Here is a 26,827-nt window from a genome sequence, read left to right as displayed (position 1 = left end):
AAAGACGGGGGATATCATACTATGTCAAAACAAATTGTCATCTTAGGCGCTGGTTATGGCGGTCTTCTTGCCGCTTTAAACGTACGTAAATATTACAGCAAATCAGAAGCACAAGTTACAGTGATTAACCAATACCCAACACACCAAATCATCACTGAACTACACCGCCTTGCAGCTGGTAACGTGTCTGAGCAAGCAGTTGCAATGCCACTTACAAAGCTTTTCAAAGGCAAAGACATCGATCTTAAAATCGCAACAGTTGAGTCATTCTCAGTTGATAGCAAAGAAATCAAACTAGCTGGTGGCACTACTTTATCTTACGATGCACTTGTAGTTGCTTTAGGAAGTAAAACTGCTTACTTCGGTATTCCAGGACTAGAAGAAAACAGCATGGTATTAAAATCTGCTGCTGATGCAAACAAAATCTACAAACACGTTGAAGACCGTATTCGTGAATACGCGAAAACGAAAAACGAAGCTGATGCTACAATCGTAATCGGTGGTGGCGGATTAACTGGCGTTGAGCTAGTTGGTGAGCTTGCTGACATTATGCCTAAACTTGCAAAAAGCCACGGCGTAAATCCAAAAGAAGTGAAACTTCTTCTTGTTGAAGCAGGTCCAAAAATCCTTCCAGTATTACCAGACCACTTAATCGAACGTGCAACTACTAGCCTAGAAGCACGCGGTGTTACATTCTTAACTGGTCTTCCTGTAACAAACGTTGCTGGCAATGAAATCGACTTAAAAGACGGTCAAAAACTTGTTGCTAACACATTCGTTTGGACAGGCGGCGTACAAGGTAACCCATTAATCGGTGAATCAGGTCTTGAAGTTAACCGTGGACGTGCAACAGTTGATGCATACCTACAATCTACTTCTCACAAAGACGTATTCGTTGCTGGAGACAGCGCTGTTGTCTTCGCTCCAGACGGACGTCCATACCCACCAACTGCACAAATCGCTTGGCAAATGGGTGAGTTAATTGGATACAACTTATACGCAGCACTAGAAGGCAAAGCATTAGAAGAGTTCGCACCTGTAAACTCTGGAACACTTGCTAGTCTAGGACGTAAAGATGCGGTTGCTACAATTGGAGCAAGCAATACTCCACTTAAAGGCTTACCAGCATCATTAATGAAAGAAGCAAGTAACGTTCGTTACTTATCACACATTAAAGGTCTATTCAGCTTAGCTTACTAATCTGAATATAAGCCCGAATCATGCCCTGCATGGTTCGGGCTATTTTTTATCCGTAATTTTCTCTAACTTATTTATTCGTCAAAAAAATTATATACCCTTTAAATTTATCTAAATATACTGACTTTTTACAATAAAAGCTGTCCCGTTCGGAACAGCTCTTATTGTCGCTTTTTGTCGGTAAATCGATATATTGGGAAAATCGCTGATATATTCGGATTTGCGCTGATATATTTCGAAAATCGCCGATATAATTTGAGTTACGGTCGATATATTCGAAAAATCGCCGATATATTTTCCAGCCTTACTTATTATCCTAATTTCACAAGACTGTAGTTCTTCTTCCCTTTACGAATAATAATAAATCTTCCATCAAATGAATTTTCTACAGTAACATCTGTACCCACATCTGTTACTTTCTCACCATTCATAGAAATCGCACCATTATTAATGTCCTCGCGTGCTTGTCGTCTAGATGGTTCAATCCCTAAATCGACTAGCCACTCTACGATGTTTTTCGTCTCTTTTGAAGACTGGAATGTTGGCATTTCTTTAAAGCCTTGTTCAATTTCATCAGCTGTTAACGATTTAATATCTCCGCTAAATAACGCTGCTGTAATTTTCTCAGCTTGCAGGAACGCCTCTTCTCCATGAACAAATTTCGTCATTTCTTCCGCTAACACTTTTTGCGCTTCACGTTTATGAGGCTCTGTTTCTACCTTCGTTGCTAATTCATCAATACGCTCTTTCGTTAAGAACGTAAAGTATTTCAAGTATTTAATTACGTCACGGTCATCTGTATTTACCCAGAACTGGTAAAATTCAAACGGTGTCGTTTTTTCAGGATCAAGCCAAACCGCACCACCCGCTGATTTACCAAACTTCGTACCGTCCGATTTTAATAATAACGGAATCGTTAATCCGAATACTTTCGCCTCATGACCTTCTAACTTACGAATTAAATCTAAACCACTCGTAATATTTCCCCATTGGTCACTGCCACCAATTTGAAGTTGAACATCCTCTTTCGTGTATAAATGGTGAAAGTCCATCGCTTGCAAAATTTGGTACGTGAATTCTGTGAAAGAAATACCTGTATCTAAACGGCTTGCTACAATATCCTTCGCTAACATGCTATTGATGCTAAAGTTTTTCCCGTAATCACGTAAAAACTCAATAATATTTATTTCATGTGTCCAATCATAGTTATTTACCATCTTCACTTCGCTATTTCCACCAAAATCAAATAGCTTTTTCATTTGTGCTGTTAACGCATCTACATTATGCTGAACCACTTCTAACGTTTGAAGTTGACGCTCTGATTGTCGTCCACTCGGATCACCAATTGTTCCTGTTGCCCCGCCAATTAAAATAACAGGATGATGGCCAGCTAATTGGAATCTCTTCATCATCATAAACGGAATCAAATGTCCGATATGCATACTATCACCAGTTGGATCAACTCCGCAGTATAGTGAAATCTTTTTCTCTTCTACTAGCTTACGTAAGCCTTCTTCGTCAGTCTGCTGATTAACGGCGCCGCGCCATTCTAATTCATCAATAATATTCATCTTTTGTCATCCCCTTTATTTTTTAAAAACAAAAAAGCCCCTATGTCTACGATAGACATAGGGACGATTATTCACCGTGTTACCACCCAGTTTGCATAAATAGCATAGCTACTCATACCACTCTTAGCAATAATATCGATTGCTAGTCCGCTTAGCATTACCTAAGATACTCCAGAGTGTAATTCGCAAGTTTGTTTGTGCTAGGTTCCAGCAACCCCTAGCTCTCTCGTTAACAGTGACAAACTGCTACTGGGCTCTTTCAACGTATGTTATTTGTTAAATTATTAGCCATTATATTGAATTGAAAACAAATTGTCAACAATACCCAAATGTTATTTTAAAATAATTCATATCTTCATACGTATTTCGTTATTCTTTATCTTCTCCAATAATCCTTACTTCTCGCTCCAACTTCACGCCAAATTTCTCTTCAACTGTCTTTTGTACGAAGTGAATTAAATCGATGTAATCTTGTGCTGTTCCGTTATCAACATTCACCATAAATCCAGCGTGTTTTAAAGAAACTTCTACTCCACCAATTCGCTTACCTTGTAGTCCTGAGTCTTGAATTAACTTACCAGCAAAGTTATTTGGTGGGCGCTTAAATACGCTACCACATGAAGGATATTCTAGAGGCTGTTTTGACTCACGTTTAAACGTTAAATCATCCATTTTGGCTTTAATTTCTTCATGTACACCTTCTTCAAGTTCAAATCTCGCTTCAAGAATAATGTAATGGTTGTTCGCAAATACACTCTTACGATATCCAAATTCAAATGCTTCTTTCGTCAAAGTACGTAGCTCTCCATCACCTGTCATTACGACAGCTTCTGTTAATACAAACGAAATTTCACCGCCGTATGCACCAGCATTCATATATAATGCTCCGCCAACTGAACCTGGAATACCACAAGCAAACTCAAGACCCGTTAAGTTATGGTCTAAGGCAATACGTGATACGTCAATAATTGCTGCACCACACTGTGCTACAATCGTCGTTCCTGTTACAGTAACACCTGTAATATGAATTAAACTTACTGTAATCCCGCGAATTCCACCATCTTTAATAATGACATTCGATCCATTTCCTAAAAACGTAACTGGAATATTATATTCGTTCGCATATTTAATAACTTCTTGAATTTCATCATAATTTGTAGGCGCAACAAAAACATCTGCTTTTCCGCCAACTTTAATATGCGTATGATTCTTTAACATTTCATCTTGTTTAACATGTCCTTCAGGCAATACCGTACTTAAATATTTATAAACCTCTTGCATATTCATTTTACGATTCCTCTATTTCTATATTCATTTTATCCCGTTATACGGGCCCATAATATCCCCACGTACATGAAAGAACCTAAAGTGGTGGATACAGTGTACCCAAAATCAATTCGAGACACCTATAAACCTCTTAATTTATAAGAGGTGCCACTCATATTAAAATATATATTGCATAATAAAGCAACCCAAATGGACTACTAAACTTGACATGTCATCAGAAAGACAACAATTTGTAAAATATATGACTTTTTCAAAACACTATCCCTCAGTATCTTACTATACCACACAAAAAGAAAGTGGTATTTTTTTGTACTTTTTACTTTATTTACATCAATAAAAAAGAGCACATCCCACAGAATGTGCTCTTTCTATACTCTTTATATTACTTTTCGTTCTCTTCTTTTTCTTTATCAAACCATAACAGCTCATCGTTATCAACTTCACCATTATAATTGATTAAAATTTCTTCTCCTGCTTTTATATCTTTATAAGCATAGAAGTTAAATGTATGATTCTCAAAAACGATGTCATACGTTGCATTCGGTGTATATGAATGATTAAATAACATACCATATCCTAAAAGGATTGCCGTATGATTGATTCCATACTCAAATGCGTAATCAGCAAGTAACGTTTTCTCAATATGTTCATGCTGTTCATTCGGATAAGAGATAACTGGTGCTGCGTGTATCAACTCACCCTTTTTAATATCACGAGTTGCAAATACACCTCTATTAAATTCTCCATCACTAAGTTCAGAAGTCTTAACTTCGATCATATGCGTCACCTATATAATTCTTTCTTTGAAGTATTTTATTCCGCTATTTGCGGATAGCTTGATTGGTGAGGACTAATAATAAGTATGTACTAGTCTCACTTTATCTCCTTAAGCTTGGCAGAAAACGCGCAGAAAAGCAATTAAATTCCTATCAAGTATTCGTTTCAATGAAAAAAGAGCACATCATTCGTGCTCTTTCCAAGCAATATTACTTTTCTAAAATATCTTCTAACAACTTCACTTGCTCGCTAACAGTTTGTAACGTCTTCACTGACGTATCATTTCGATGTTTTTCTTCTTCCACACTCGCTAGCACTTCTTCTGTAGCTGTAGAAGTTTGCTGAATTACGTTAGAAGCATGCGTAACATCCTTTACGATATTCGTCGTTTTAACTTGGAAACTTTCTTGTTGAACAACAACCTCTCGCATTACTTCATTAATCGCATCAATAAACTTCCCTAAATCAGTTACATTTGTTAAAACGCTTGCTAACATCTCGTTACATTCTTCTTGTACTCTTTCTGACTTCTCTACTTGCACTTCTACCTTACTTGCTTGATTACTAAACTCCTTCAAAATCCCTTGAATTCTTCCCGCAGAACGATTTGATTCTTCAGCAAGCTTTAACACTTCACTCGCTACAATAGCAAAACCTTTTCCATGCTCGCCTGCCCTCGCAGCTTCAATATTTGCATTTAAAGCTAGCAAACTCGTCTGACTTGAAATATTCGTTATTACATCTACAATTTCATTAATTTGTTTCGATTGCATCATTAAATCTCTAAATATAATTCCAGACTGTGAAACAACATCATTTAAACTTCTCATGTTAGTTTCAAAATTTCTTAGAGTATGTACACTACCTTTTGAAATTTCTAAGCTTTCATCCACATGAGCCGATGCAGTTCTTACTTGAGAGATGATTTGCTCAATATTTCCCTCCATATCATTCAATACTTCTACCGAACGATACATCATCTCTGATTGTGATTGCGTACCAACTGCCACCTCTTCAAAGGCAAAATTAATTTCACTCATCGATTCCATCGACGTGTTCATATTTTGTCTTAAATGATTGAAATTACTATCTAGTTTCACAACTGTTTCTTCAATAAGTCTTTGCGTCTCTTCTAACTCCTGAGCTTTTCTCATTACTTCTTGCTTCTCATCACTTAAACGAAGGAGCAGATTAGAACCGATTTTCGTGACGCCCCACATAGCGATTGTTACAATCGCTAACAAACTTGCGAAATTAGCAGCTTCAGATGAGGCTGTATAAGCAAAAAATTGCTCCGGCCAATAGCTACAAAGGATAAATGTGATCACAACAGCTACCCCGCCAATAATTAAAATGAGGCGCTCGCTTAAATAAATAAGTGAAACAGCTAATGTAAAATAGACCATTTGAAATACAGCCGGGCTTTCATTAAAAGCTTGTACCATAATGTAAGACATTGTAAGCAACATAAATGTCATGATATATTTATACGCTGATTCCATACTTTTTATAAAAGTAAAAAGCGTTCCAAATGCAACGACAGAAATACCACAAATCCAAAATGCTATGGCTCTCTCTGTAAAAATATATCCATAATACCCAATTGCGATTATCCCAAGGAAGAAACTACAAATCGTTATAAACAGTAATAAATGATTTTTCTGTGATTCTTTCTCAAGGTTAGAAAAACAAGTCCTCTTTAACCACTCCATATGAAGCCCCACCTTCTACTTATACATATCAATTACTTCAGTTTAAATACCGCACTTACTGGGTTATGATCGCTATTTTCAAACTTTAAATCTTTCCCTTGTACATTTACAATCTCTACATTCGGTGAAACGATAAAGCCATCAATAATAGTGACGAAATTTTCACCTTCTACATATTTCTTTACATCATCTCTTACAGTCATAACAGACGGATCTACAGCCCATTTAAAGCCACCGTCTGTAAAGTCCTTCGGTAACTCTACTAACCACTCAGGACGCTCTTTCACGAACTTCGGATCACTTAATTGAGCGTTCGAAACCAATTGATTCCAATCTCCACCCATTATTACGTAATCACCATTTTCATAATGCTTGTTCATATATTCTTTTAAATACTCTACTTGCTGTTTTCTAATTTTCCCGCCTTCATCATAAGCAGACAAATGTAAATTTACGAGTCTAACATGTTTTCCATTATTAACAGGAATTTTATATTCCACAATTGCTCGATCTAAATCAAACAAACGCTTTGGCCAAGGCTCCATTCCAGGCAGCTGGAACCTCTTCGCTTCTTGAACAGTGTATTTAGAAAACGTACTTAATCCAGCCTCCGCATATCCCATTGGATTTGTTATTGGCACTGGAACCCATTTCGTATCGTAGTTCTTGCCAAATGACGAAACATAATCAGGTAATCCTTTTTTCAAAAATTCATGTTCATTTACATCAAATGAACGAAGTGACTTTATATCAACTTCTTGTAATAGTGCAAAATCACTATTCTCATTTTGTAAAAACGAAAGCATATTCTTTAAATTAGTTTCCGTTTGCTCTTTACTACTTGAACCAGATCCCTTTCCACCATCCATAAAGAAATCTTGATCCTTATCTAACCCAGCATATCCAATATTAAATGTTGTAACTTTAAACTCATTTCCAGTCGCTAATACGCGCTCCTTATTATTCTCTACCTTCAAGCTTATAACATCAGCAGGCTGTTCTTTAGTAAGTGTTATATAAGCTAGAAATCCTCCTACAATGCCCGCTACTACTAAAACACATGTAAATACGATTTTTAAAAATTTCTTCAAATAAATGACTCCTTTTCACGCAAATTTATTTTTCTTTATTTTCAGTCAAATAAAACAAAACGACACACATAAGAAACATTTTATCATAATTAAAACCGTATATCACTATATTTAGTTGATAAGTAATCGATCCCATTTTAATTACTTAAAAAGCCTTCAGACATCAAAAAAAGAAAAGTTACACCCTCCTCCTCACTGGAAATTAAACGGTATATTTAGTACACTATATGTAATAATCATAGGCGATGGAGTTCGCCATAAACGCTGCTTAGCTAATGACTCCTACCAGTATGGATACTGGTAGGAGTCTATTTTTTTGAGCAAGCTATTTAAAGAGGTGAGAAAATTGATTTATATTATCGTTGGCATTGCTGGTATATTAGGAGCTCTTTCTCGTTATTATTTAGGTCTTAATATCAACACATTTTGGCATCATTCATTTCCATTGGCAACATTACTCATTAACTTAATCGGTTGCTTTTTCTTAGCGTGGCTAACTACTTATATCGCTCGGCTAAACATCTTACCTTCAGAGGTTATCACAGGCATCGGAACTGGATTCATCGGTTCCTTTACGACTTTTTCAACATTTAGTGTAGAAACTGTGCAATTGATCAATCATTCTGAGTGGAGCATAGCCTTCTTATATGTATCATGCAGCATACTTGGTGGCCTCATTATGTCTGGCCTTGGCTATACACTTGGAGATTTCTTAATTAAGAAATCTCTTACAGAAGGTGATTACTCATGATAGAAGCTTTATTAGTCGCAACAGGAGGATTTTTCGGTGCGATTACACGATTTGCAATTAGCAATTGGTTTAAGAAAAGAAATAAAACACAATTTCCAATTGCTACATTCCTTATTAATATAACAGGGGCATTTTTACTTGGGTATATAATTGGCAACGGAGTCACTACAGGCTGGCAACTATTATTAGGTACTGGATTTATGGGCGCATTCACTACATTTTCTACGTTTAAATTAGAATCTGTTCAGCTTCTCACTCGTAAAAAACTATACATCTTCCTTTTATATTTAAGTGCTACTTACATAATTGGTATCGCCTTTGCCTTCCTTGGAATGAAGTTAGGCGGAATATAAAAAAGCGACTCTATTGAGTCGCTTTTTTTCATAAGAAATATGTCCCGCCATATGGAATGGAAAATAAACCAGCTGGATGTACATCGTAATGTATAATTTGCATCGGAAGTTGTGAATACGGCATATATTGACTTTGCATCATTTGTGCAAAATATGCTTGTTGCTGCATTTGAATAGCTTGATTCACAGCATGAATTGTCCCTTGTGCCCCAGCCAGCGTAATAGCAGCTCCTACTTGTCTACCATTATAAAAATAATGATTCATCATGATTCATCTCACTTATTCTTTTTCTTCCATATGGTATGTTTCTATTTCATAGTGAGTGTTTTGTCCCTATCTATTGCCCTTTTTCAGCTTTGAAGTAATAAATCCAAATAGCAATACACCAATACCACTAAGGAACAATATATAACTTATCGGTACTAGGAAAAAGAAAGGTTCTTCAAGAAATCCATCCGCTCCTACTTTACTGTTTGAAGCATGTATCGTTAAAGAAATAATCGCTAAAATCATGAAAGAAATAGCTACTACGTATTTATTTTTCATTTCACATTCTCCTCTACTTATGTAATTCCCCTTAGATTCTTACCATCATATTATCTAAAAAAGAATTAACAGTCAATAATTATTTATTGTTAAACAATAAATAATTATTGACTAAACAAACAACAAAAAGGTTTGCAAAGCATCTTAAATCACTTCGCAAACCTTCTAAATTATAAATATTTACACTTCAAACCTCTTGCTTAATACAATATACATTGCGCAAAATAGCACGAATATCCCAGCATAAATTAACAAAATCTCTACACTAAACATATCCGACAACGGACCAAATATTATCATTCCTAAAGGAAGCGCGCATGAATTCGCAATTTGTACAAGGCTAAACATCCGTCCGTGCATTGATGGTTCTACTTTCTCCTGCAATAACACAGTAACTGGTGTATTGAAGCACGGCATTGTTATACCAATTAAAAAATTAAAGACTAAATACATAATAAATATCGGTGCTATTCCGAGTCCAATCATAAGCAGTCCATATAATGCACAAGCTAGCGCTGTTGTATGCATACGATTACGAAAACCACCCCACGCTGCAATCAATACGCCACCAGCTGCCGCACCCGCACTAAAGGTCATCTCACTAGCAGTAAGTCTCCACATTTCGGCCCCGAAAGAACGAGTTACCATTAAAGGTGTTAAAAAAGCAGCTGGACTTATTAAAATCATGACGATAATCAATAAAACGATTAGCCTTTTAATAAATACATTTTCTTTTAAATAAGTGAACCCTTCTTTAATTCCTTGTAGATTAGATTTTTGCTTACTTTCTACATTCACATGTCCTTCCACATGAATGACAAACATAATACTAATTCCAATCATAGCTGTAATAACATCAATAAAAAATGTTGTTTCAATGCTGGCAATAGAAAGAATCGCAGCACTTGCTGCTGGAGAAAGAAACATAATTAAAGATGTAATACTGCTATTTATTCCATTTACTTTCATAAGATACTCTTTCGGAACGATTTGCGGAATTAATGCATTCACAGCTGGCGTTTGTACTCCTGTTCCAGCTGAACGAATGAGTAACACAATAAAAAGTAACCAAATACTTTTATATCCTGTTAAAAATAAAATTGCTAAGACTAACGTCGCAATCGCTATAATTCCATCCGATAACATAATCATCTTTTTACGGTCATAACGATCAATCCAAACACCTGCAAACAAAGATATCGCAATTTGTGGTAGAAAACCGCAAACAGTTGAAATAGTCAACATCACTCCTGATGATGTTGTAAGGGTGATATACCATATAATCGCGTATTGCACGAGAGAGGAACCGAACAACGAAATAGTTTGAGCGGTCAAAAATAATATAATTTTCGTTTTCCAATTGTTTTCACTCATATGTTTCACACCCCCTTAACTAATCCCGTCTCTATATGAAAGATGCTATCTGCCCAATCAAGATAAAAACTTGCTTCGTGAGATACGAGTATAATGCTGCCCTTAAACTTAATTAACGCCTTTTGCAAAGCTTCCTTCGCTTCTGCATCCAAATGATTTGTCGGCTCATCTAAAATTAAGAAGTTACAAGGTGATAGTAATAATCCACACAGTTTCACCTTCGATTGTTCACCACCACTTAACGTACGAATTTCTTGCGAAACGTGCGTATCCTTCACTCCACACGCAGCTAAATGATGGCGTATTTCCTTCATATTCAGTTTAGGAAACTGTTCTGAAATAATTTGAAGCGGCGTTAAAGAATCATTGCTCCAATTTAAATCTTGCTCATAATATCCAATCTTTATTTGCTCTGAAAAGTGAAACTCTCCAGAAATACTAGCAATATTTCCAACGATTGTTTTTAATAAAGTAGATTTCCCTACTCCATTGAAACCTGTAATGACAAGTTTTTGCCCACCCATTACTGAAAAATTCAACTTTGGTAAGAGAGCGAAGTCGTAACCAACTTCAAGATTATTTACTTCAAGAACTGTCTGAACTGAAATGGGAAGTTCCTGAAAATGAATAGACGGTTTATGAGTAAAACTTGGTGGCGCAATTCTTTCCATACGCTGTAATTGTTTTCTACGACCTTGCGCTATTTTTGAATTCACCCCAGCAATATTTCTACGAATATACTCTTCCGTTTTTTCAATTTTCTTTTGCTGTGCATAATATTGGCGAATATAATCTTTTCGCAAATGCTCCTTTTGTCTTACAAAATCTGAGTATTTGCCGTAATACTTCTTAACTGTTCCGAACTCTACATCACATATGCAAGAAGTTACCTTTTCCAGAAAATCAAAATCATGTGATACGACAATAAACGCTCCTTCAAAATTCATTAAATAATTAGCAAGCCACTCCACATGCTCCTTATCGAGAAAATTCGTCGGTTCATCTAGCAATAAAATATTAGGCTCTTCTAATAAGAGCTTCGCTAAAATTACCTTTGCACGCTGCCCTCCGCTTAATTCACCAATCACACGATTCATCCCAATCACATCAATACCTAAACCGGCTGCCACCTTATTCGTAATACTATCTACTGAATAAAAATCACGAGCCTCGAGCAGTCCTTGAATTTCTGCCGCTTTCAATAGTTGATTTTCATCTCCAGTCATCGCACTTTCTTCATATAACTTGTTCATTCTCTTTTCCATTTCATACAAATCATAAAAGGCTCTCTTTAAATATTGTGAAATGGTATAACCCTCATCAATTTCTGCGTATTGATCAAGATGTCCAATTTGAATATTAGGTTGCCACTTTATGTCTCCCTTATCAGGAATAATTTCCCCCACCAATATTTTCATTAATGTGCTTTTTCCTGCACCATTCTGTCCAACAATTCCCATATGCTCCCCTTTATGCAAATCAAAAGAAGCATTTTCGTATAATACTTTATCTATAAAACTATGTGATAAACTTTCCACTTTAAGTAAACTCATTTTTATTCCTCTTTTCCTGAAATTAAAAAAAGCAGAGAGATAGCGTCATTCGACACTAGCCCTCTGCTTCGTGGTTTTTCCTATACTACTCCAATTTATAGTAAAGACTCATCGGAATAATATACACAAAGGGCCATAGACAAAGCATTGTCTATGGCCCCTTAATCTATTTTATACACCAGCTGAAAAACCATAACGAAATAAGCATAGATACACTATACTTTTTTAGAAAAGTTATTCAGCCGATGAATATAGGGGATTTATACCCCTTGATTAAGCTCCGTACAACGCTTCACCGTATACATTTGTGCGGAGCAAAGTTTTCTAATGAGTTTTACAAATTTTATATAAAGCATATTATGCACCTTCCTTAATACTTAAAAAGGATTTTAGCATACGGTTTTACGAAGCGTCAACATTACTTCCGAATCTTTCAACTACTTGTTTTCAAAATATTGCTTCTGAAACATACACATTCTTATTGCATTATGATAGTTACCATCAACGAAAAACTCATCGATAAGCTCACCTTCTACCATAAACCCAACTTTTTTATAAACATGTACTGCCTTTTCATTTTCCTTATCCACAACTAAATAAATCTTATGCATATTTAGTACGGAAAAAGCGTAATCCATTGCTAAACGCGTCGCATCCACTGCATAACCATATCCTTGATAATTCGGATCAATAATAATTTGGAATTCTGTTCTACGGTGAATATAATCGATTTCTACTAACTCAACTAATCCAACCATTTCATTGTCTTTCTCAACGATAAATCGGCGTTCGCTTTGATCATGTATATGTTTATCATATAAGTCTTGCAGCTCCACAAATGCCTCATACGGCTCTTCAAACCAATACGACATAATATGCGCATTATTATTCAGTTCGTGTACAAACTTTAAATCTTCTCGTTCTAATGGACGTAACTTCAATTCCTGATTCATTCCTATAACCTCCAAGTAAAAGAAACCTCTTCACTTAATTTCTCAATTTTTTTCGATTTCAAACGCCCTAATTTCATTGTAAACTTTCAAGCAACTTGAAGGTCAAGATGTAAAAAAGTAGTGCTGACTTATGTCTGCACTACTACTCTTTTCTCAAATCTCTCATATTTGATATGTATAAAGCAATAACTAAAACAAGAATTGCTCCTGCGTATAATAACGTCTCCATCGGTTCCTCATGAGACACAATAATTAATCGAATTAAGGCCGTAATTCCGATATAAATAAAATAGCGTAACGGGAAATGATAATTCGATTTAAAATACTTAATAATTAATGCAATGAACTCGAAGTATAAGAAATAGACGATGATACTTTCAACCAATTTATAAGACGTATACTCTTTTGCCGAAAAAATATACTGCACGAACGTAATTGTCTCATTCACTAAGAAAATTGATAACACAATGGATAATATAATTAAGGCTATATTTAATATCCATTGCAAAACACTAGCTATAACATGATCGATATTAAATGACTTCATACTCTCTTTAGACTCCCCTTCGTATAAGTACTTATTTATTATAGCAAAATTACGATTGGAAAGAAGTTAAATCATATATTCGTCCTTTTTTATTGCCAGTGAAGGTGATGTTCATTGTTTGGAGGAGTCTTTTAACCGCAGAACTAGATTCCATATTAAGAAATTCCCTCAATTCGCTATTAGTAGTTATCACACTAAACAGAAGTGTGTAATCTTGTACAGCACGTAAATGAGCATGTTTAGACATACTATTGCAATTTGAACAACGCCATCCCTGTCTTTCTTTTAACATTGCCATTGTAAAACATTCCTCACACTGTACACCCTTTAGCAACTCCTCTTTTTTAATTTTATATTGTGCAAGAACATTTTGACGTTGCGGAATGTGCTCATTCATAATCTGGCCTATAAGTCCATTTATATTATCAATCACTTTTTCTTTATATTGATTTTTAATCTGTTTTATTCTATTAGGTAAATTTGCACTGTGGATAATTTTACTAGACAGTATTTCATCTGAAGTTTTAATAATTGTACGAGGGGAACTAATTACAACGAGGGCTTCAATCGGAATATTATGTAAATCATGTAGATTCAGCCATTTTCTCAGTTGCATCTCTTGCCGTTTCAGTTGTAAAAGCGGATCTGGGAATCCTTCTTCCGTATTACCATCTACTATTCGAATAAGTTGATTGAACTTTGTATCAAAAATTAATGTACCAATAATATTTTTTATTTCAAGAAAAAGAAGAAAATAAGATGAAACTATGAGGGTATCAATTTGGAAATAATGTTTTTGATCAAATAACCTAATATCATGTAAAATACTGTATTCTGTTTCGGGTAAAAAACTAAGTGGATACTCAATCGCCTGCTCTCCTTTATAGCCGGCCATAAATTTCGCTAGACTTTCAACCACCACATTCCTTTTTGGATGATGAGCAGGCAATCTTCTAAGTAAAGCTTCTAATTGCAGCAAATATACGGGCATTTTCCGCTCTTTCACAATCATTTTTATCCCCCTCCAAAATATATCAGCGATTTTTCAAATATATCAGCGCAACTCCAAATATATCGGCGATTTTCGAAATATATCGGCGCAACTCCAAATATATCAGCGATTTTCGAAATATATCGACTTATCGACAAAAACCGACACAACATACACACATAAAATCTTATACACAGTATAACATCACATCTAAAATCGCAATGTAAGCATAATGTGTATACCCCAATGTGATTACGCCAGTTTCAAAATAAGAAATTCACATTCACCCCATGTAAAAAACCTTTTTATAAGTATGAAAAAATTTTAGGAATTAGTTTATCTTTTTTTAATGTTTTATTTAGAGGCAGTTTATAGTCGAGTATTAACATAAGAAACGTAGCAACTAAGCTCGTATATGACGCACTGCTACTATAATCGCTAACCGTACTACCTAAAATCATAAAATAAGGAGACGATAAAACATGAACAAAAAAACAAAAACACTATCATCCATACTGCTCGGATTCACATTAGCATTAACAGGGTGTGCTGGTACTAAAGCTGAAGAAAATCATGGGAAACAAAAGCAAGAACAAGTTGCTAAAGAAACAAAAAAGGAAAATAAATTAACTAAAGGGCAAAAAATGGCTAATATTCTTAGCGAGACAAATTGGCAAGGTACACGAGTGTATGACAAAGATAAGAATGACTTAACAAAAGAGAATGCAAACTTCATTGGTCTTGCAAAATATGATGCGAAGTCCGGCAGATATGAATTTTTTGATGCTAAAACAGGTGCAAGTCGTGGCGATAAAGGAACTTTCTTTATCACAAATGATGGGAAAAAGAGAATATTAATTTCAGAATCAATGAAGTATCAAGCTGTCGTTGACATGACAAAACTAAATAAAAATGTATTTACTTATAAACGAATAGGGAAAGACGCTAACGGTAAAGATGTAGAAGTTTTCGTTGAACATGTTCCATATAAAGAAAAAGAACTTTCTTTCACTGATCCGGACAAGCAGCTGAACACGACTACAGGAGATATTGTTAAAAACGTTGATGGAGATAAAATTTTAGGCGGTACCCTTTGGCACGGAACAAAGGTATTAGACGAAACTGGTAACGATGTAACACAGTTTAATTCGAATTTTATAAGTCTAGCAAAATTTGATGACAAATCTAATAAATATGAGTTCTTCAATAGCGAAACAGGTCAAAGCCGCGGTGATTATGGCTACTTCGATGTTGTACACGAAAATAAAATAAGAGCCCATGTTTCAATTGGAAATAATAAATACGGTGCTGCTCTTGAACTTACTGAACTAAATAAAAATAAATTTACGTATAAAAGAACTGGTAAAAACCAAGCTGGTAACGATATAACTATATTCGTTGAACATGAACCTTATAAAGGTGATATGAAACCACAATTTAGCTTTTAAAAACGTTTGATTAAAGATCCTGTACTGAGATACAGGATCTTTCTTATTAAGCAAGAGAACAAAAAGACGAAAAACATGTAGCTTTTCGTCTGCACAATATTCCCACCTTATAGTTGATGATTTACAAAACTTAAAAACATACCGATACAAAATAAAATTTGTGACCAAGTAAAAAGCGCCCTACTTATAGGGCGCTTTTTTATACTTAATGACTAATACTAGCTGTTGGGTATAATGTTGTTCCTCCAATTGAAACTTTTATTTCATTTGTTAATGGAACATTTTGTTCATTAATAATTGTTCTCCACCATTCCCATGCAAGACCTGTACATTCTCTTGCTACAATTTTTATATTTTTTGAATTTGGTGGGAGTGGGATAACTGTAGAGTAATGAGCCGTTTTGTCTTTTCCGCTACCATCCCATGTTTTATGTGTTAATACTTCGTTACCCTTTTGGTCAAATGTGAATTCATCCCAAGATACATCAAATTGAGCAACGTAAGCACCGTAATGATCAAGTGTCATTTTAGCACTTGAATATTCTGTAGTTGTCGTCTCAATATAATCTGTATTGTTATGAACAGCAGCAGTTGCATTATCTTTTAAGAAAGTACTTGTATATGAAATTGGGTATGCTGGATTTTTAAGACTTAATTCAGCATTATCTTTAATGATATTTCGGATTTCATTGAAATCTTTAGTAACAACCTTGTTATGCTCTTTCGCATCTCCGCCTAATACTACAGCAGTAAAGGTACTTTCTTCAAAAATATCTTTATACTGTCCACTTGTTTCAACGCTGTTATCCTTAAGTAAGGCTTTAAAAGCAGCTTGTACATCTTTGCTCTTAGATGTTGTTTCTAATTTTACATAAATCGTTCTACCATAAGCTACATTTGAAACCATAACAGGTGGAGCCGAATTACTTACGCCTTTTCGAGTTAACTCATCAAAAGTAACACTATTATCAAAAAGGTCGGATGGATTGTTAGGTAGTTCAGCACTTACCGTATAAAATATTTGCTTATATGCGGCAACCATCACTTTTTTCTCTCCGTTTGCAACCGCATTAAAATCAATGTTTAGACTGTTATCAAGATATTTAGCGTTAACATTAAGAGCACTTGCTATTTGTGATTTACTATAAACCATAGATTCCGTATACTGCATTCTTGCAGGTAACGTATGTGTTGTAGAATACTTTTCATTCCAAGTAGATACTAAATCGTCTACTGCTCCAGCTACATTACCATATGTCGGATTTTGGACAGTGATTGTATTTTCTTTTCTCATGCCCGGTAAGTCTATACTAATATTCAAAGGCTTTCTCTTAGCCACTAATAAACTTGGTTGATTGTCTGCAAAAGCTTTATTTGCAAGTTGTACAGCTCCTGGATACGTGCGATTCACTACAGAATCAATAATTGAAATATCGACTGGTGACGTTGTAAGTGATTTTTTCTCGCGTTCCACTACTACAAATTTACCATTTGAATTGATACTTTCTTTCGGAACAAAACTTTCTACTTTATCACCATTTACAGCTAAAACCTCTTGATTATTATATTTAAGATTTGCTATACCAGTATTAATGCCACTAGCATTTTTGGTTACATCAGTTACATTACTTGCTTGTGTTTCTGCGAAGGAAATAGATGAATAATTAATAGTGCATAAACTAACTAATAAACATGTAAGGAACTTTCTTCTTTTAGTGTTTTTCTTAATATTCAGAAAAATCACCCCGTTCTTTTTTTAGTAAAATATGATAATGATTGATAAATGATAGCTAACTGATAAACTTACATAAATGCTTTTAAAAGTTCTTGAATTAACGGGATTACGCCACCTACAAATTTTAAAACTGCCATTGCGATTTCCATATTATTTCCTCCTTTTTATTGCTACGAAAATGTGATTTATCTTTATGCCCTCATTATAGTGACCCCTTACACTTTTATCAATACACTCTGATATGCAATATTACATATACAAAAAACAAGCTGAATTCTTTTGAAAAATTATACAGAGATATTTTTTCGTTTGGTACATACTTGAAAAGGTGAAGCATTCTTTTGCATTTTATGAGTAATCACATAAAAAAAGTTGCTGCCTATAAAATATAGACAGCAACTTCAACTAGAGTAGCTTGCATAATCTACGCAAGACATTTTATAACTAATAAACTGCGATTGGCCCATAAGGACCATTAATAATTTCTATTTTTGTTTCAAAAATATCTGTCAAAAGTGTTGAGTCCATAACCTCTTCTACTGTTCCAAAAGCAGCAATTTGTCCATCTTTCATAGCACAAATTTTATCCGAGTATTTAGCTGCAAAATTTATGTCATGCATGACAGTCAAAATTGTTCTTCCAAATTCATTAGCTGCACGTCTTAAATGCTCCATCATTTGAACAGAACGAGCAACATCAAGGTTGTTTAAAGGTTCGTCCAAAAGTACATATTCCGTCTCTTGGCACAATACCATCGCTACATATGCCCTTTGTCTTTGACCACCAGAAAGCTCATCTAAATATCTATTCTCTAAACTAGTTAAATCTAAGAAATCGATATATTTAGAAATAATAACCTCATCTTCTTTAGTCAATCTTCCCTTTGAATACGGAAAGCGCCCAAATCCAACTAATTGTCTAACTGTAAGCCTAGTTACAAAATGATTTTCTTGTCGCAATATAGTCAAAACTTTTGCTAAGTCTTTTGATTTGGATTCAGAAACATCCATATTTGCTACCTGAATTTGGCCTTCATCCATATCTAAAAGTCTGCCAATCATCAAAAGTGTCGTGGACTTTCCAGCGCCATTTGGTCCAATTAAAGAAGTAAAGCCTGCTTTTGGTATTTCAATATCCAAAGGTCCTATTTTTACCTTATCAGTATAGAACTTTTTAACATTATCAATTTTTATCATAAAGCCCTCTTCCTTAAAACTATAGTTAAGAATATAATTCCACCAAATAATTCAATAATAACTGAAACTACACCTTGAGCATGGAATACATGATACATTAAAAAGTATGCGCTCGTCATTATTAAAAATCCTATAGCAAAAGCCATCGGAAAAATATATCTATGATCATAAGTTGCCGCTGCCTGATAACTCAAAGTTGCTACTAAAAAGCCGTAGAAAGTAAGTGGCCCAATTAGAGCGGTTGAAATGGACATCAGAATAGCAACTAATACAAGCGTATAAATTACACTAGGTTGATATTTAACTCCAAAAGAAGTAGCAACATCCTTTCCTAGTGACAAAACATTCAAATTCTTAGAATGAGCAAAAATTAATACTGCTACAATTATGATCATCGGAATTACAATAGGAAAATATGCAGGATCTGCATGATTAACAGAACCAAATAATCTTGCTTGTAAAATATCAAATTCTGAAGGCGCAAGTAGTTTTCTCATGAAAGTTGACACAGAATTTAACCCGGTACCAATAATAATTCCAACTAAAAGCATAAGTTGTAAATTCCCGTATTTACCGGAAAGTAACCATCCATAAAGTATCAAACTCATGAAGACCATAACAACAACTTGGAATAAAAATGATCCAATTCCATTAAAATTTATTAACGCACTAGCACCAAAGAAGAATACTGTACTCGTTTGAATTGCTGAATAAAGTGATTCGAAACCTAAAAGTGAAGGAGTAATAATTTTATTATTCGTAATAGATTGGAAAGCAACTGTCGACAAGCTATGGCAAACCGCAGCAATAATCATTGCAACAATAGCTACTATCCTTCTCTTAACGACTGGGATAAAAGAAGGTGAATCTATCGGAACTGGATTGTTATAAACTAAAAGTCCATATGAAGAAAGAAGACCTAAAGCAATCAATGTTATGAGTAAAATCCAATAACGTCTTGCTTCCTTCTTAGACCGAAAAGCGCTAGCTGATCTACTTTCATTATGAAGGCTAGAATCGATTTCGACATTTTCTTTTTTTCTATATTCTAATGTGATCATCGTAGCCTCCTTGGTTTTCTTTGTCTCAATAAAATAGTAATAAACACGACTGCTCCCACTGTTGCAAGTATTAAAGAAACAGGTAATTCAAAAGGCTGTATAATTGTTCGAGAAATGATGTCACAGGCAGTTATTGATCCCATTCCGATCACACAAACCCAAGGTAAATTACTCCTAAGATCATCACCTCTAAACATTGAAACGATATTTGGCACAATTAATCCTAAGAAAGGTAAGTGTCCAATAACAGCTGCAACAATTCCAACTGCAACAGAGATAAGAGCAGTCCCAAAAAGAACAATTCTATTGTAATTAACTCCAAGACTTGTTGCGACATCTTCTCCTAGTCCAGCTAAAGTCAATCTATTAGCATACATAAAAATAAGAAAAGTAATGATAACAATCAGCCATAAATATTCATATCTTCCCACCTGAATGTTAGCAAATGAACCTACAAACCAAGTTTCAATACTTTGCGTCTTTTGAAAAAGGAGTCCTAAAAAAGTAGACACTGCAGAAATTACTGCTCCAAGCATCAATCCGATAATCGGAACAATTAAAGACGAACGAAGCTTAACTCTTCTTAAAAATAGAAAGAAAATCATAGTTCCTATAAAAGAAAAAATGATTGCACCAGTCATTCTTTGAACTAAAGTCGGGGCAGGAAATAATAAATACACAAAAAGCAGGCCTAAGCCTGACCATTCAATCGTCCCCGTTGTAGTAGGTTCAACAAAACGATTCTGTGTAATTAATTGCATTACGAGTCCTGCCATCGCCATTGCAGCTCCAGTAAGCATTAATGCAACTGTTCTCGGAACACGAGTGATGAAAAACATCTCCATTCCGTCCTCTTGTCCACGTATATCATAAACTCCAGTAAACAGTGATATAATCCCTAAAATTATAACAACTATAACCGCTATTATAAAAGGTTTTGTCCATATTTTATTGTGATTATAAAACTGGGGTTGAGAAATATTCTCAACCCTAGAAATCATATTTTTTGACACTGTTTCGTACCCCTTTACACTACTTAGCTAAAGTTTTTGCAAGATTTCCAAATAACTCTATATAAGTTTGAATTGATTCATTTGTGTAAGTATCTTCTGGTGCATAAACAACTTGTTGTTTAGAAACAGCAGTTGTGTTTTGAAGAGCTGGTGATTTAGAAATAACATCCTTAGCAGGTGTTGACTTAGCTGCATCAGATGTTGCAGCATCACGATCTAATACGAAAAGCCAATCAGGATTTGTTTGTGCGATAGCTTCAACAGAAACATCATCACCTTTATGACCTGCAGTAGAATTCGAAACTTCTAATGCTGGAGTCCAACCGAAAATTTCATACATAGGTCCCCAAACGCGACCAGAGTGCGGCGCAGCAAAGCCAATATTTCCACCAGTAACGATAACACTCATAACTTTATCTTTTCCGTTATAAGCAGATTTTGCCTTTTCAATAGATTTATCGAAATCAGCTACTAATTGTTTAGCTTCTTTATCTTTAGCAAAGATTTTACCTAAAGTAGTTGTAGAATCTTTAAGTCCTTTTACTAAGTTTTCTCCAGGCTTAGTAGCCTTCTCAGAAACATCAAAATTAAGATCAATAACAGCTGCATTTGGCACTAATTTTTTGATTTCTTCATAATGATCAGCAAATCTTTGACCAACGATTACAAGATCAGGGTTTGCCGCTGCAATAATTTCTAGATTTGGTTCACGGTGATTCCCAATATTTTGAACTTTTTCATCCTTTTTATATGCTGAATCAGCAGGCATGATATCCTTTGGAGCAGCCGCTAATTTAATTCCCCAATCAGATAAAGTTTCAAAAGTTCTGTTATCCAAAGCAACTACATTCTTTGGGTTTACAGGTACTTTAACAGTTCCATGAGCATCAGTGATTTCAACCGTTTTTGGCTTATCACTACCATTATCTTTATTATTAGCCTTCGAAGTTTCTTTACTTGAATCTGAGCAAGCCACTAACATTAAAGTAAAAATTGCTAGAATACTCACTAATTTTAAAAGCATAGATTTTTTCATATGTATACTCCTTATAGTGTGATTTATTTCGAAAATGATGACATCCATAGATTGAATTAGAAGATAACTTTTATTCAATTGAATCGCTATTGATAATCATTTTCATTTGAACATCCTGTTAATTAGTATAGTCATTAATTCTGTGAAAATCTTGTGAATCGTATGAATTCATAAAATCAAGCATAAAAAGTAATATGTGCGGTCAGGACTGTTGATTAACCTTCATTAAATACTTTCTCAACAAATACGGGACAGAGACCTTCCCTTACAAAATACGCGCAGTAATAGCTAATATTTCACAGAAACTACTTTATTATCTTATTTTTATCATTCAACCATTGAATAGCCTCTGCCATGTATCGTTTGAATATATCTATCTTTCTTCTCGCACTTTAGCTTTTTTCTTACATACCCAATATATAAGTCTACTACATTCGGATTTACTACTACGTCATATCCCCAAACTTGATTCAAAAGCATTTCACGGCTTAATATCGTATTTTTATTCTTAATTAAAAATACAAGTAAATCGTACTCGCGCTTCGTAAGCGAGAGATTTTTGCCACCTTTTTTCACAATATTGCTAGATGCATCAACAAAGAGATCTTTAAACTGAAAAAAGTTTGTCTCATTTTGCTGGTTATAGTCACTTCTTCTTAAAATAGCTTGAACTCTCGCTACTAATTCTTCCTTCACAAATGGTTTTCTAATATAATCATCTGCTCCTGCTTGTAACCCTGCTATGCAATCCTCGCTAGAAATATTGTTGGTCACAATAATGATTGGTGTCATTTTAACAAGTCGTATTTGTCTACAAATTTCTGGTCCCGATATACTTAATGAATCCCAATCCAATATGATAATATCCCAATCTTGCTCATATGCTATATTTAAACCTTGGTTTTCATTGTGAAGTTTTAAAATGAAATGGCCCTCTTGCGTTAAACCGCTTACGATTTTCTTTGCTGAAGACCGTTCATTTTTAATCACCAACACCTGCTTCACCGATGGTTCACCTCTACTTCAATATAAATTATTTAGATAAAAAAATTATCCCGAAAAAATAATTTAAGATTTATAAATTTAAAACCCCTAAATAATCCATTAAAACAGTTTATTAGGAGAACTCTATATAATCTTACAATAGGTATGGATAAAAACACAAAACATATGAAGATTCGAATAAAGTAAAAAAATAATAACCACTTAACAATTGAGCGTTTACAATCTGCTATAGTATCTACCCGCTTATCATCAATAACCATTTTTTATTCTCTCTTTCAGGGATACCGTCCCATCAACTTCAGCATTCTATAAAACCACAAACAAAAAGAACCATAACCTCACCAACCTGGCAAAATTATGGTTCATATTATACAAAATTGTGATTTGAATTATAAGTCCGCCACAATTTGAACCATAATATTGCCAGAAAGTATAGTTTTCAGAGAACATTCTTGTAATATTTGAAGCATAATATTGCCATAAATCTTTTATTAACTCATAAACTTGCCTCAAAAAATAGTAGCAGTACATCTCCAACATTTAAAATCAAATATTTTTCATCGGGAATACCTTGTACAATTGAAAGTTTTTTATCTTTTTCTTAGATGGAGAATCATTCTATTTCACCATATCGCGCTTTATAAAATGCTACTTTTTTTATCTCCAAACCTTTATAAATATCTAGCCAATCACTACTATTTAAAGTTACTGAAACTTCATTTAAAAAATAATACCCAATCAATCGCGCTACTTTTTTCCAATAATATCCTAATTCTTTTCCGCTTTTGAAGTCACACAAAACTCCATCAATAATTATATCACCATCTGCTCCACCCACCATTAAAGAAGTAATACTAAAGTTTGGGTTATATATTACTTTGCTTTTTTGCGAGATAATTTTAATAATAAGAAACTCTTCTTGAAACATTCTGCACATATATTCTAATTCTTTTTTTATTTCTTCTGCTGGATCAGAAAAGAGACTTTTTTTAGTATCCATCGAGGGCAATCCACTACGAAAGATTTGTTCCAATTTAGCTAAATAGCATGCTGCAGTAATTAATGAGCCAATCTCGTTCTTTCCTTTAACAAATGATTTAAATTGCTTAATGAATTTCTTATATTTATAATTCAACCTAAATGAGTTATAAACAGACTTTTTAAAGAAACCTTTCATTATGTGTAAACCATTTTCTGCATTTATTTTTTAAAAGCAATTTGCTGAATTACCAATAACTATTTAGGCAATCAATGAAGCTTGATATGGATTGCTCAAAGTATACGGTACTACCATCTCATATTCTTTAGTAAAAGCAGATTTACCAGACAACGTGTAAAACTCTTTTTTCTTAGGAATTTTTTCTCTCAATATAGATTGAAATTCTTTATCACGTTCTTTAGAACTTTTAAAAATACTTGTTAACGACATTAAATCACCTCCTGTTTAATAAAAATTTTGTAAACGGAGGAATTTGTTTTACAAGCAAATTCAAGGTATTTATCAATATTAGGATGTCCTCTTCCCTTAAGCCCGCCCCCAAAAATTCTAGGGTTAACATTAAACAAATTAGCCATTTCAATATTATTAAAATTTAATGTATCTTTAATCTGATTAAGAATAAAAATCCCCTTTTCTCGATTAAAAATAGTTTCATCCTCTTGCATCTTTCCTAATAACTCAGAATAATTATCAACGACAAATCTAGAACTAACATCAATACTAAGTGAGAAAGATGTTTATTTTGATGAAAATTTTAACTATAGATTAAATAAAAAATAATTATATACAGATTATAAAATCATTTAGTGTTTTACATTGATAACTTCACAGATGACCGTATTAAAAAATTAGGATGAAACAGAATTCGTTTCAGGGATCTTTAATCCACAAACACTAAATTTAAATGTACTTATTATTGTAGAAGAGAATCTATAATTGTACGTAAGTTAGGCATAACACCGATTCGATCTATTGGAGGGTTCTCAGAAGCTGTCCCAAAAGTTGGGTCAGCAAGGATGTTTTGAATTTCACTCGGACTTAAACGGTAACCATGTGAAACTTCAATAATTCCTTGAATAGCTAATGCTGCACCAGCAACAATTGGTGTAGCACTAGATGTACGGTTAAAATTATGAGTGTATTTTTTAGTAGCTCCTTGAGAATCTGAATAAGCCGTGACCACATGTACACCCCAACTATAACAGTCAATTCGACTACCATAATTAGAAGAACTAATCCTTTTATGAGGGGGTATTCCAGTAGAAGCTCCAACCATAATTGCACCAGAATCACGGAAATCAGAAGATGAACGATTGAAAATATTTTTACCATCTATTTTATATAAATCTAAATTAACTCCACCGTTACCTGCGGCTTCAAAAACTACAATCCCGTTTTGAATAGCCAACTGAATAGCGTCAAATACCGCTGGTTTTACCTCTATTGGTAGGTTATTTGTTTGAACTTCTAAAATTAATACGTTACCAGGCTCTAAATAAGGAATTGCAGCAAGAATGGCATTATCTACTCCAACATTATAATATGAAACGACGTTAATTGATTTTAAATTAGGAACAATACCTATACAACCTATCTCATTATCTTTTGCAGCAAGCTCACCTAAAACGGCTGTTCCATGCCACCTAGATTCATTTCTAATATTCCCATATAAGAGTTTTACTTGTTGTTGAAGTAAATCTTCGTGATTTAATGTCCACCCACGTTCTAAATCAATAACGCTTTGACCAGCTCCATCTCCTCCAGGAAACCCCCACGCATATTTTGCATCTATACCTTCTGGAGAAGCGGCTAAGTAACGCTGGTTTATATATAACGAGTCATCCGAAGGGTTCACTGTGCCTGGTTCTGTTTCTGGTGTATCAATATAGGCAGTTTGTACAATTGCCAACCGAGAAAAGTGATTTACCAACTTTTGTGGATTAACTCTTTCAGGACACTCTAGTTTGAAGTATGATAACAAATTAGGGGTTGGAACATTAGGATTTCTTTCTTTTGCTTTTGTAGTCAAACCTTTGATTTTATCTGGCGGTAGTGAATTAAATACCTTTTTTAGTGTTAAGGTTTCAATCCCAGTCTCTACTTTAAAGTTAAATGTTTCTAAATCTTTCTGTATATATCTTTCCACACCGTCCGTGTATGGTAAATCAATTTCATCACGGAATTTTACTACAATTAGTGTATTGGATTTTTTGCCCATTTTATTATCCCTTCCCATATCTTAATGTAACTAAGGAGTATCTAGCGAGAGAACATATTTGTAGCTTATTAAAAGTTTATACTGCCTACTAAAACGTTTTATAACTACAGGAGAATTGCTTAGAAGATGAAGAGCTGAAGTTTTTTATTGTTTTTCTTCTTGGCAGGACAGAAAAATCAACGGTTCTTTAAGCGTAAGGCTAGGTTTTACAATTAATGAAAAAATTAAAGTGAATGCTTCTCCATAGTATAAAGTTTTCCAAATTTGTGGTGAAATATGATGTTTATTTATATTGAAATTATTTCTTTAAATACCGTAAAAAATATTATTTTTATTACATATAAACTTAATATCGATGAAGGCACTTTTTCAACAAACAGGTGCCTTCGTTGAGCAAGAAGGACATTAAA

At 34.3% G+C, this 26,827-nt stretch carries 26 protein-coding genes, 1 riboswitch and 1 other annotated feature; of the genes, 4 read left to right on the top strand and 22 right to left on the bottom strand.

The genetic code is table 11. The annotated features are described in order from the left end of the window. Nucleotides 1–21: 21 nt before the first annotated feature. On the top strand, nucleotides 22–1,200 hold the full coding sequence (locus HFD78_RS10040) for an NAD(P)/FAD-dependent oxidoreductase (RefSeq protein ID WP_000043203.1): 1,179 nt from the start codon (nucleotides 22–24) through the stop codon (nucleotides 1,198–1,200). A gap of 308 nt (nucleotides 1,201–1,508) precedes the next feature. Here the strand turns inward: HFD78_RS10040 and tyrS are convergent, their stop codons facing one another. The 5 genes from tyrS to HFD78_RS10015 form a co-directional block, all read right to left on the bottom strand. Next, nucleotides 1,509–2,768, bottom strand: a complete 1,260-nt coding sequence (tyrS, locus tag HFD78_RS10035) for a tyrosine--tRNA ligase (protein WP_001021098.1) — start codon at nucleotides 2,766–2,768, stop codon at nucleotides 1,509–1,511. 56 nt (nucleotides 2,769–2,824) lie between these two features. Beyond that, nucleotides 2,825–3,040 (bottom strand) — a binding site (T-box leader). A 97-nt stretch (nucleotides 3,041–3,137) separates the two neighbouring features. Continuing rightward, the gene (gene murB, locus HFD78_RS10030) at nucleotides 3,138–4,055 is read right to left on the bottom strand and encodes a UDP-N-acetylmuramate dehydrogenase (RefSeq protein WP_001057102.1); all 918 of its coding nucleotides are present in this window, start codon (nucleotides 4,053–4,055) and stop codon (nucleotides 3,138–3,140) included. Nucleotides 4,056–4,437: 382 nt separating this feature from the next. Further along, nucleotides 4,438–4,833: an SET domain-containing protein gene (locus HFD78_RS10025; RefSeq protein ID WP_000573649.1), complete on the bottom strand. Its 396-nt coding sequence runs from the start codon at nucleotides 4,831–4,833 to the stop codon at nucleotides 4,438–4,440. A 208-nt stretch (nucleotides 4,834–5,041) separates the two neighbouring features. Continuing rightward, complete coding sequence (locus HFD78_RS10020) at nucleotides 5,042–6,544, bottom strand: DUF4077 domain-containing protein (protein WP_000455077.1); 1,503 nt, start codon at nucleotides 6,542–6,544, stop codon at nucleotides 5,042–5,044. 32 nt (nucleotides 6,545–6,576) lie between these two features. Then, nucleotides 6,577–7,635 (bottom strand): endonuclease/exonuclease/phosphatase family protein, encoded by a 1,059-nt coding sequence (locus tag HFD78_RS10015; RefSeq protein ID WP_000714047.1) that lies wholly within the window; start codon nucleotides 7,633–7,635, stop codon nucleotides 6,577–6,579. Nucleotides 7,636–7,867: 232 nt separating this feature from the next. Next, nucleotides 7,868–7,927, top strand: a riboswitch (Fluoride riboswitch). Between the two features lie 54 nt (nucleotides 7,928–7,981). On the opposite strand from HFD78_RS10015, the gene crcB (HFD78_RS10010) reads away from it, so the two are divergent. Together crcB (HFD78_RS10010) and crcB (HFD78_RS10005) are read left to right on the top strand one after the other, a co-directional pair. After that, the gene (crcB, locus tag HFD78_RS10010) at nucleotides 7,982–8,386 is read left to right on the top strand and encodes a fluoride efflux transporter CrcB (protein ID WP_000639312.1); all 405 of its coding nucleotides are present in this window, start codon (nucleotides 7,982–7,984) and stop codon (nucleotides 8,384–8,386) included. Next, a complete protein-coding gene (gene crcB, locus HFD78_RS10005; RefSeq protein ID WP_000568582.1) occupies nucleotides 8,383–8,739 on the top strand; it encodes a fluoride efflux transporter CrcB in 357 nt (118 codons plus the stop codon). Before crcB (HFD78_RS10010) ends, crcB (HFD78_RS10005) begins: the two co-directional genes overlap by 4 nt. 28 nt (nucleotides 8,740–8,767) lie before the next feature. Here the strand turns inward: crcB (HFD78_RS10005) and HFD78_RS10000 are convergent, their stop codons facing one another. The 7 genes from HFD78_RS10000 to HFD78_RS09970 all read right to left on the bottom strand — a co-directional run bounded on the left by HFD78_RS10000 (nucleotide 8,768) and on the right by HFD78_RS09970 (nucleotide 14,725). Then, nucleotides 8,768–9,007 (bottom strand): DUF3947 family protein, encoded by a 240-nt coding sequence (locus tag HFD78_RS10000; RefSeq protein WP_000980955.1) that lies wholly within the window; start codon nucleotides 9,005–9,007, stop codon nucleotides 8,768–8,770. 66 nt (nucleotides 9,008–9,073) lie between these two features. Then, nucleotides 9,074–9,286: a DUF3955 domain-containing protein gene (locus HFD78_RS09995; protein ID WP_000792611.1), complete on the bottom strand. Its 213-nt coding sequence runs from the start codon at nucleotides 9,284–9,286 to the stop codon at nucleotides 9,074–9,076. Nucleotides 9,287–9,466: 180 nt separating this feature from the next. Then, complete coding sequence (locus tag HFD78_RS09990) at nucleotides 9,467–10,660, bottom strand: MFS transporter (RefSeq protein ID WP_001293750.1); 1,194 nt, start codon at nucleotides 10,658–10,660, stop codon at nucleotides 9,467–9,469. 5 nt (nucleotides 10,661–10,665) lie between these two features. Continuing rightward, nucleotides 10,666–12,213: an ABC-F family ATP-binding cassette domain-containing protein gene (locus HFD78_RS09985; protein WP_000054865.1), complete on the bottom strand. Its 1,548-nt coding sequence runs from the start codon at nucleotides 12,211–12,213 to the stop codon at nucleotides 10,666–10,668. A gap of 437 nt (nucleotides 12,214–12,650) precedes the next feature. Further along, nucleotides 12,651–13,166 (bottom strand): spermidine N1-acetyltransferase, encoded by a 516-nt coding sequence (gene speG / locus HFD78_RS09980; RefSeq protein ID WP_001071092.1) that lies wholly within the window; start codon nucleotides 13,164–13,166, stop codon nucleotides 12,651–12,653. 142 nt (nucleotides 13,167–13,308) lie between these two features. Further along, nucleotides 13,309–13,713 (bottom strand): phosphate-starvation-inducible protein PsiE, encoded by a 405-nt coding sequence (psiE, locus tag HFD78_RS09975; RefSeq protein WP_000834708.1) that lies wholly within the window; start codon nucleotides 13,711–13,713, stop codon nucleotides 13,309–13,311. A 49-nt stretch (nucleotides 13,714–13,762) separates the two neighbouring features. Further along, nucleotides 13,763–14,725, bottom strand: coding sequence for a nuclease-related domain-containing protein (locus HFD78_RS09970; protein WP_000635743.1), 963 nt, complete (start codon nucleotides 14,723–14,725; stop codon nucleotides 13,763–13,765). Between the two features lie 461 nt (nucleotides 14,726–15,186). Between HFD78_RS09970 and HFD78_RS09965 the strand changes: the two genes are divergently transcribed. Next, nucleotides 15,187–16,152, top strand: coding sequence for a DUF4822 domain-containing protein (locus HFD78_RS09965; RefSeq protein WP_001036738.1), 966 nt, complete (start codon nucleotides 15,187–15,189; stop codon nucleotides 16,150–16,152). A 205-nt stretch (nucleotides 16,153–16,357) separates the two neighbouring features. Here HFD78_RS09965 and alo read toward each other — a convergent pair whose 3' ends face one another. From alo to HFD78_RS09915, 10 genes are all read right to left on the bottom strand, one after another. Next, a complete protein-coding gene (gene alo, locus HFD78_RS09960; RefSeq protein WP_000576744.1) occupies nucleotides 16,358–17,896 on the bottom strand; it encodes an anthrolysin O/cereolysin O family cholesterol-dependent cytolysin Alo in 1,539 nt (512 codons plus the stop codon). 435 nt (nucleotides 17,897–18,331) lie between these two features. After that, the gene (locus HFD78_RS09955; protein ID WP_000590071.1) at nucleotides 18,332–19,084 is read right to left on the bottom strand and encodes an iron ABC transporter ATP-binding protein; all 753 of its coding nucleotides are present in this window, start codon (nucleotides 19,082–19,084) and stop codon (nucleotides 18,332–18,334) included. Continuing rightward, nucleotides 19,081–20,145, bottom strand: coding sequence for an iron chelate uptake ABC transporter family permease subunit (locus HFD78_RS09950; protein WP_000631244.1), 1,065 nt, complete (start codon nucleotides 20,143–20,145; stop codon nucleotides 19,081–19,083). Before HFD78_RS09950 ends, HFD78_RS09955 begins: the two co-directional genes overlap by 4 nt. Then, nucleotides 20,142–21,158, bottom strand: a complete 1,017-nt coding sequence (locus HFD78_RS09945; protein WP_000042063.1) for an ABC transporter permease — start codon at nucleotides 21,156–21,158, stop codon at nucleotides 20,142–20,144. The genes HFD78_RS09950 and HFD78_RS09945 overlap by 4 nt, the downstream gene beginning before the upstream one ends. A gap of 19 nt (nucleotides 21,159–21,177) precedes the next feature. Continuing rightward, complete coding sequence (locus HFD78_RS09940; RefSeq protein WP_000749436.1) at nucleotides 21,178–22,194, bottom strand: siderophore ABC transporter substrate-binding protein; 1,017 nt, start codon at nucleotides 22,192–22,194, stop codon at nucleotides 21,178–21,180. A gap of 327 nt (nucleotides 22,195–22,521) precedes the next feature. Next, a complete protein-coding gene (locus tag HFD78_RS09935) occupies nucleotides 22,522–23,199 on the bottom strand; it encodes a response regulator transcription factor (RefSeq protein WP_191968070.1) in 678 nt (225 codons plus the stop codon). Nucleotides 23,200–23,812: 613 nt separating this feature from the next. Beyond that, nucleotides 23,813–24,199 (bottom strand): hypothetical protein, encoded by a 387-nt coding sequence (locus HFD78_RS09930; protein WP_141542024.1) that lies wholly within the window; start codon nucleotides 24,197–24,199, stop codon nucleotides 23,813–23,815. Between the two features lie 240 nt (nucleotides 24,200–24,439). Beyond that, complete coding sequence (locus HFD78_RS09925) at nucleotides 24,440–24,628, bottom strand: hypothetical protein (protein ID WP_098628413.1); 189 nt, start codon at nucleotides 24,626–24,628, stop codon at nucleotides 24,440–24,442. Next, entirely contained in the window at nucleotides 24,628–24,864 is a 237-nt protein-coding gene (locus HFD78_RS09920) for a hypothetical protein (RefSeq protein ID WP_098628414.1), read from the bottom strand. The genes HFD78_RS09925 and HFD78_RS09920 overlap by 1 nt, the downstream gene beginning before the upstream one ends. Nucleotides 24,865–25,112: 248 nt before the next feature. Continuing rightward, a complete protein-coding gene (locus tag HFD78_RS09915; protein WP_176543933.1) occupies nucleotides 25,113–26,417 on the bottom strand; it encodes a S8 family peptidase in 1,305 nt (434 codons plus the stop codon). Nucleotides 26,418–26,827: the final 410 nt, after the last annotated feature.

The organism is Bacillus sp. EKM501B (assembly GCF_011800505.1).
In the GTDB taxonomy this organism is placed as follows: domain Bacteria; phylum Bacillota; class Bacilli; order Bacillales; family Bacillaceae_G; genus Bacillus_A; species Bacillus_A cereus.
The sequence above is the reverse complement of the archived record's forward strand: the minus strand, read 5'-3'. Positions and strand labels throughout refer to the sequence as shown.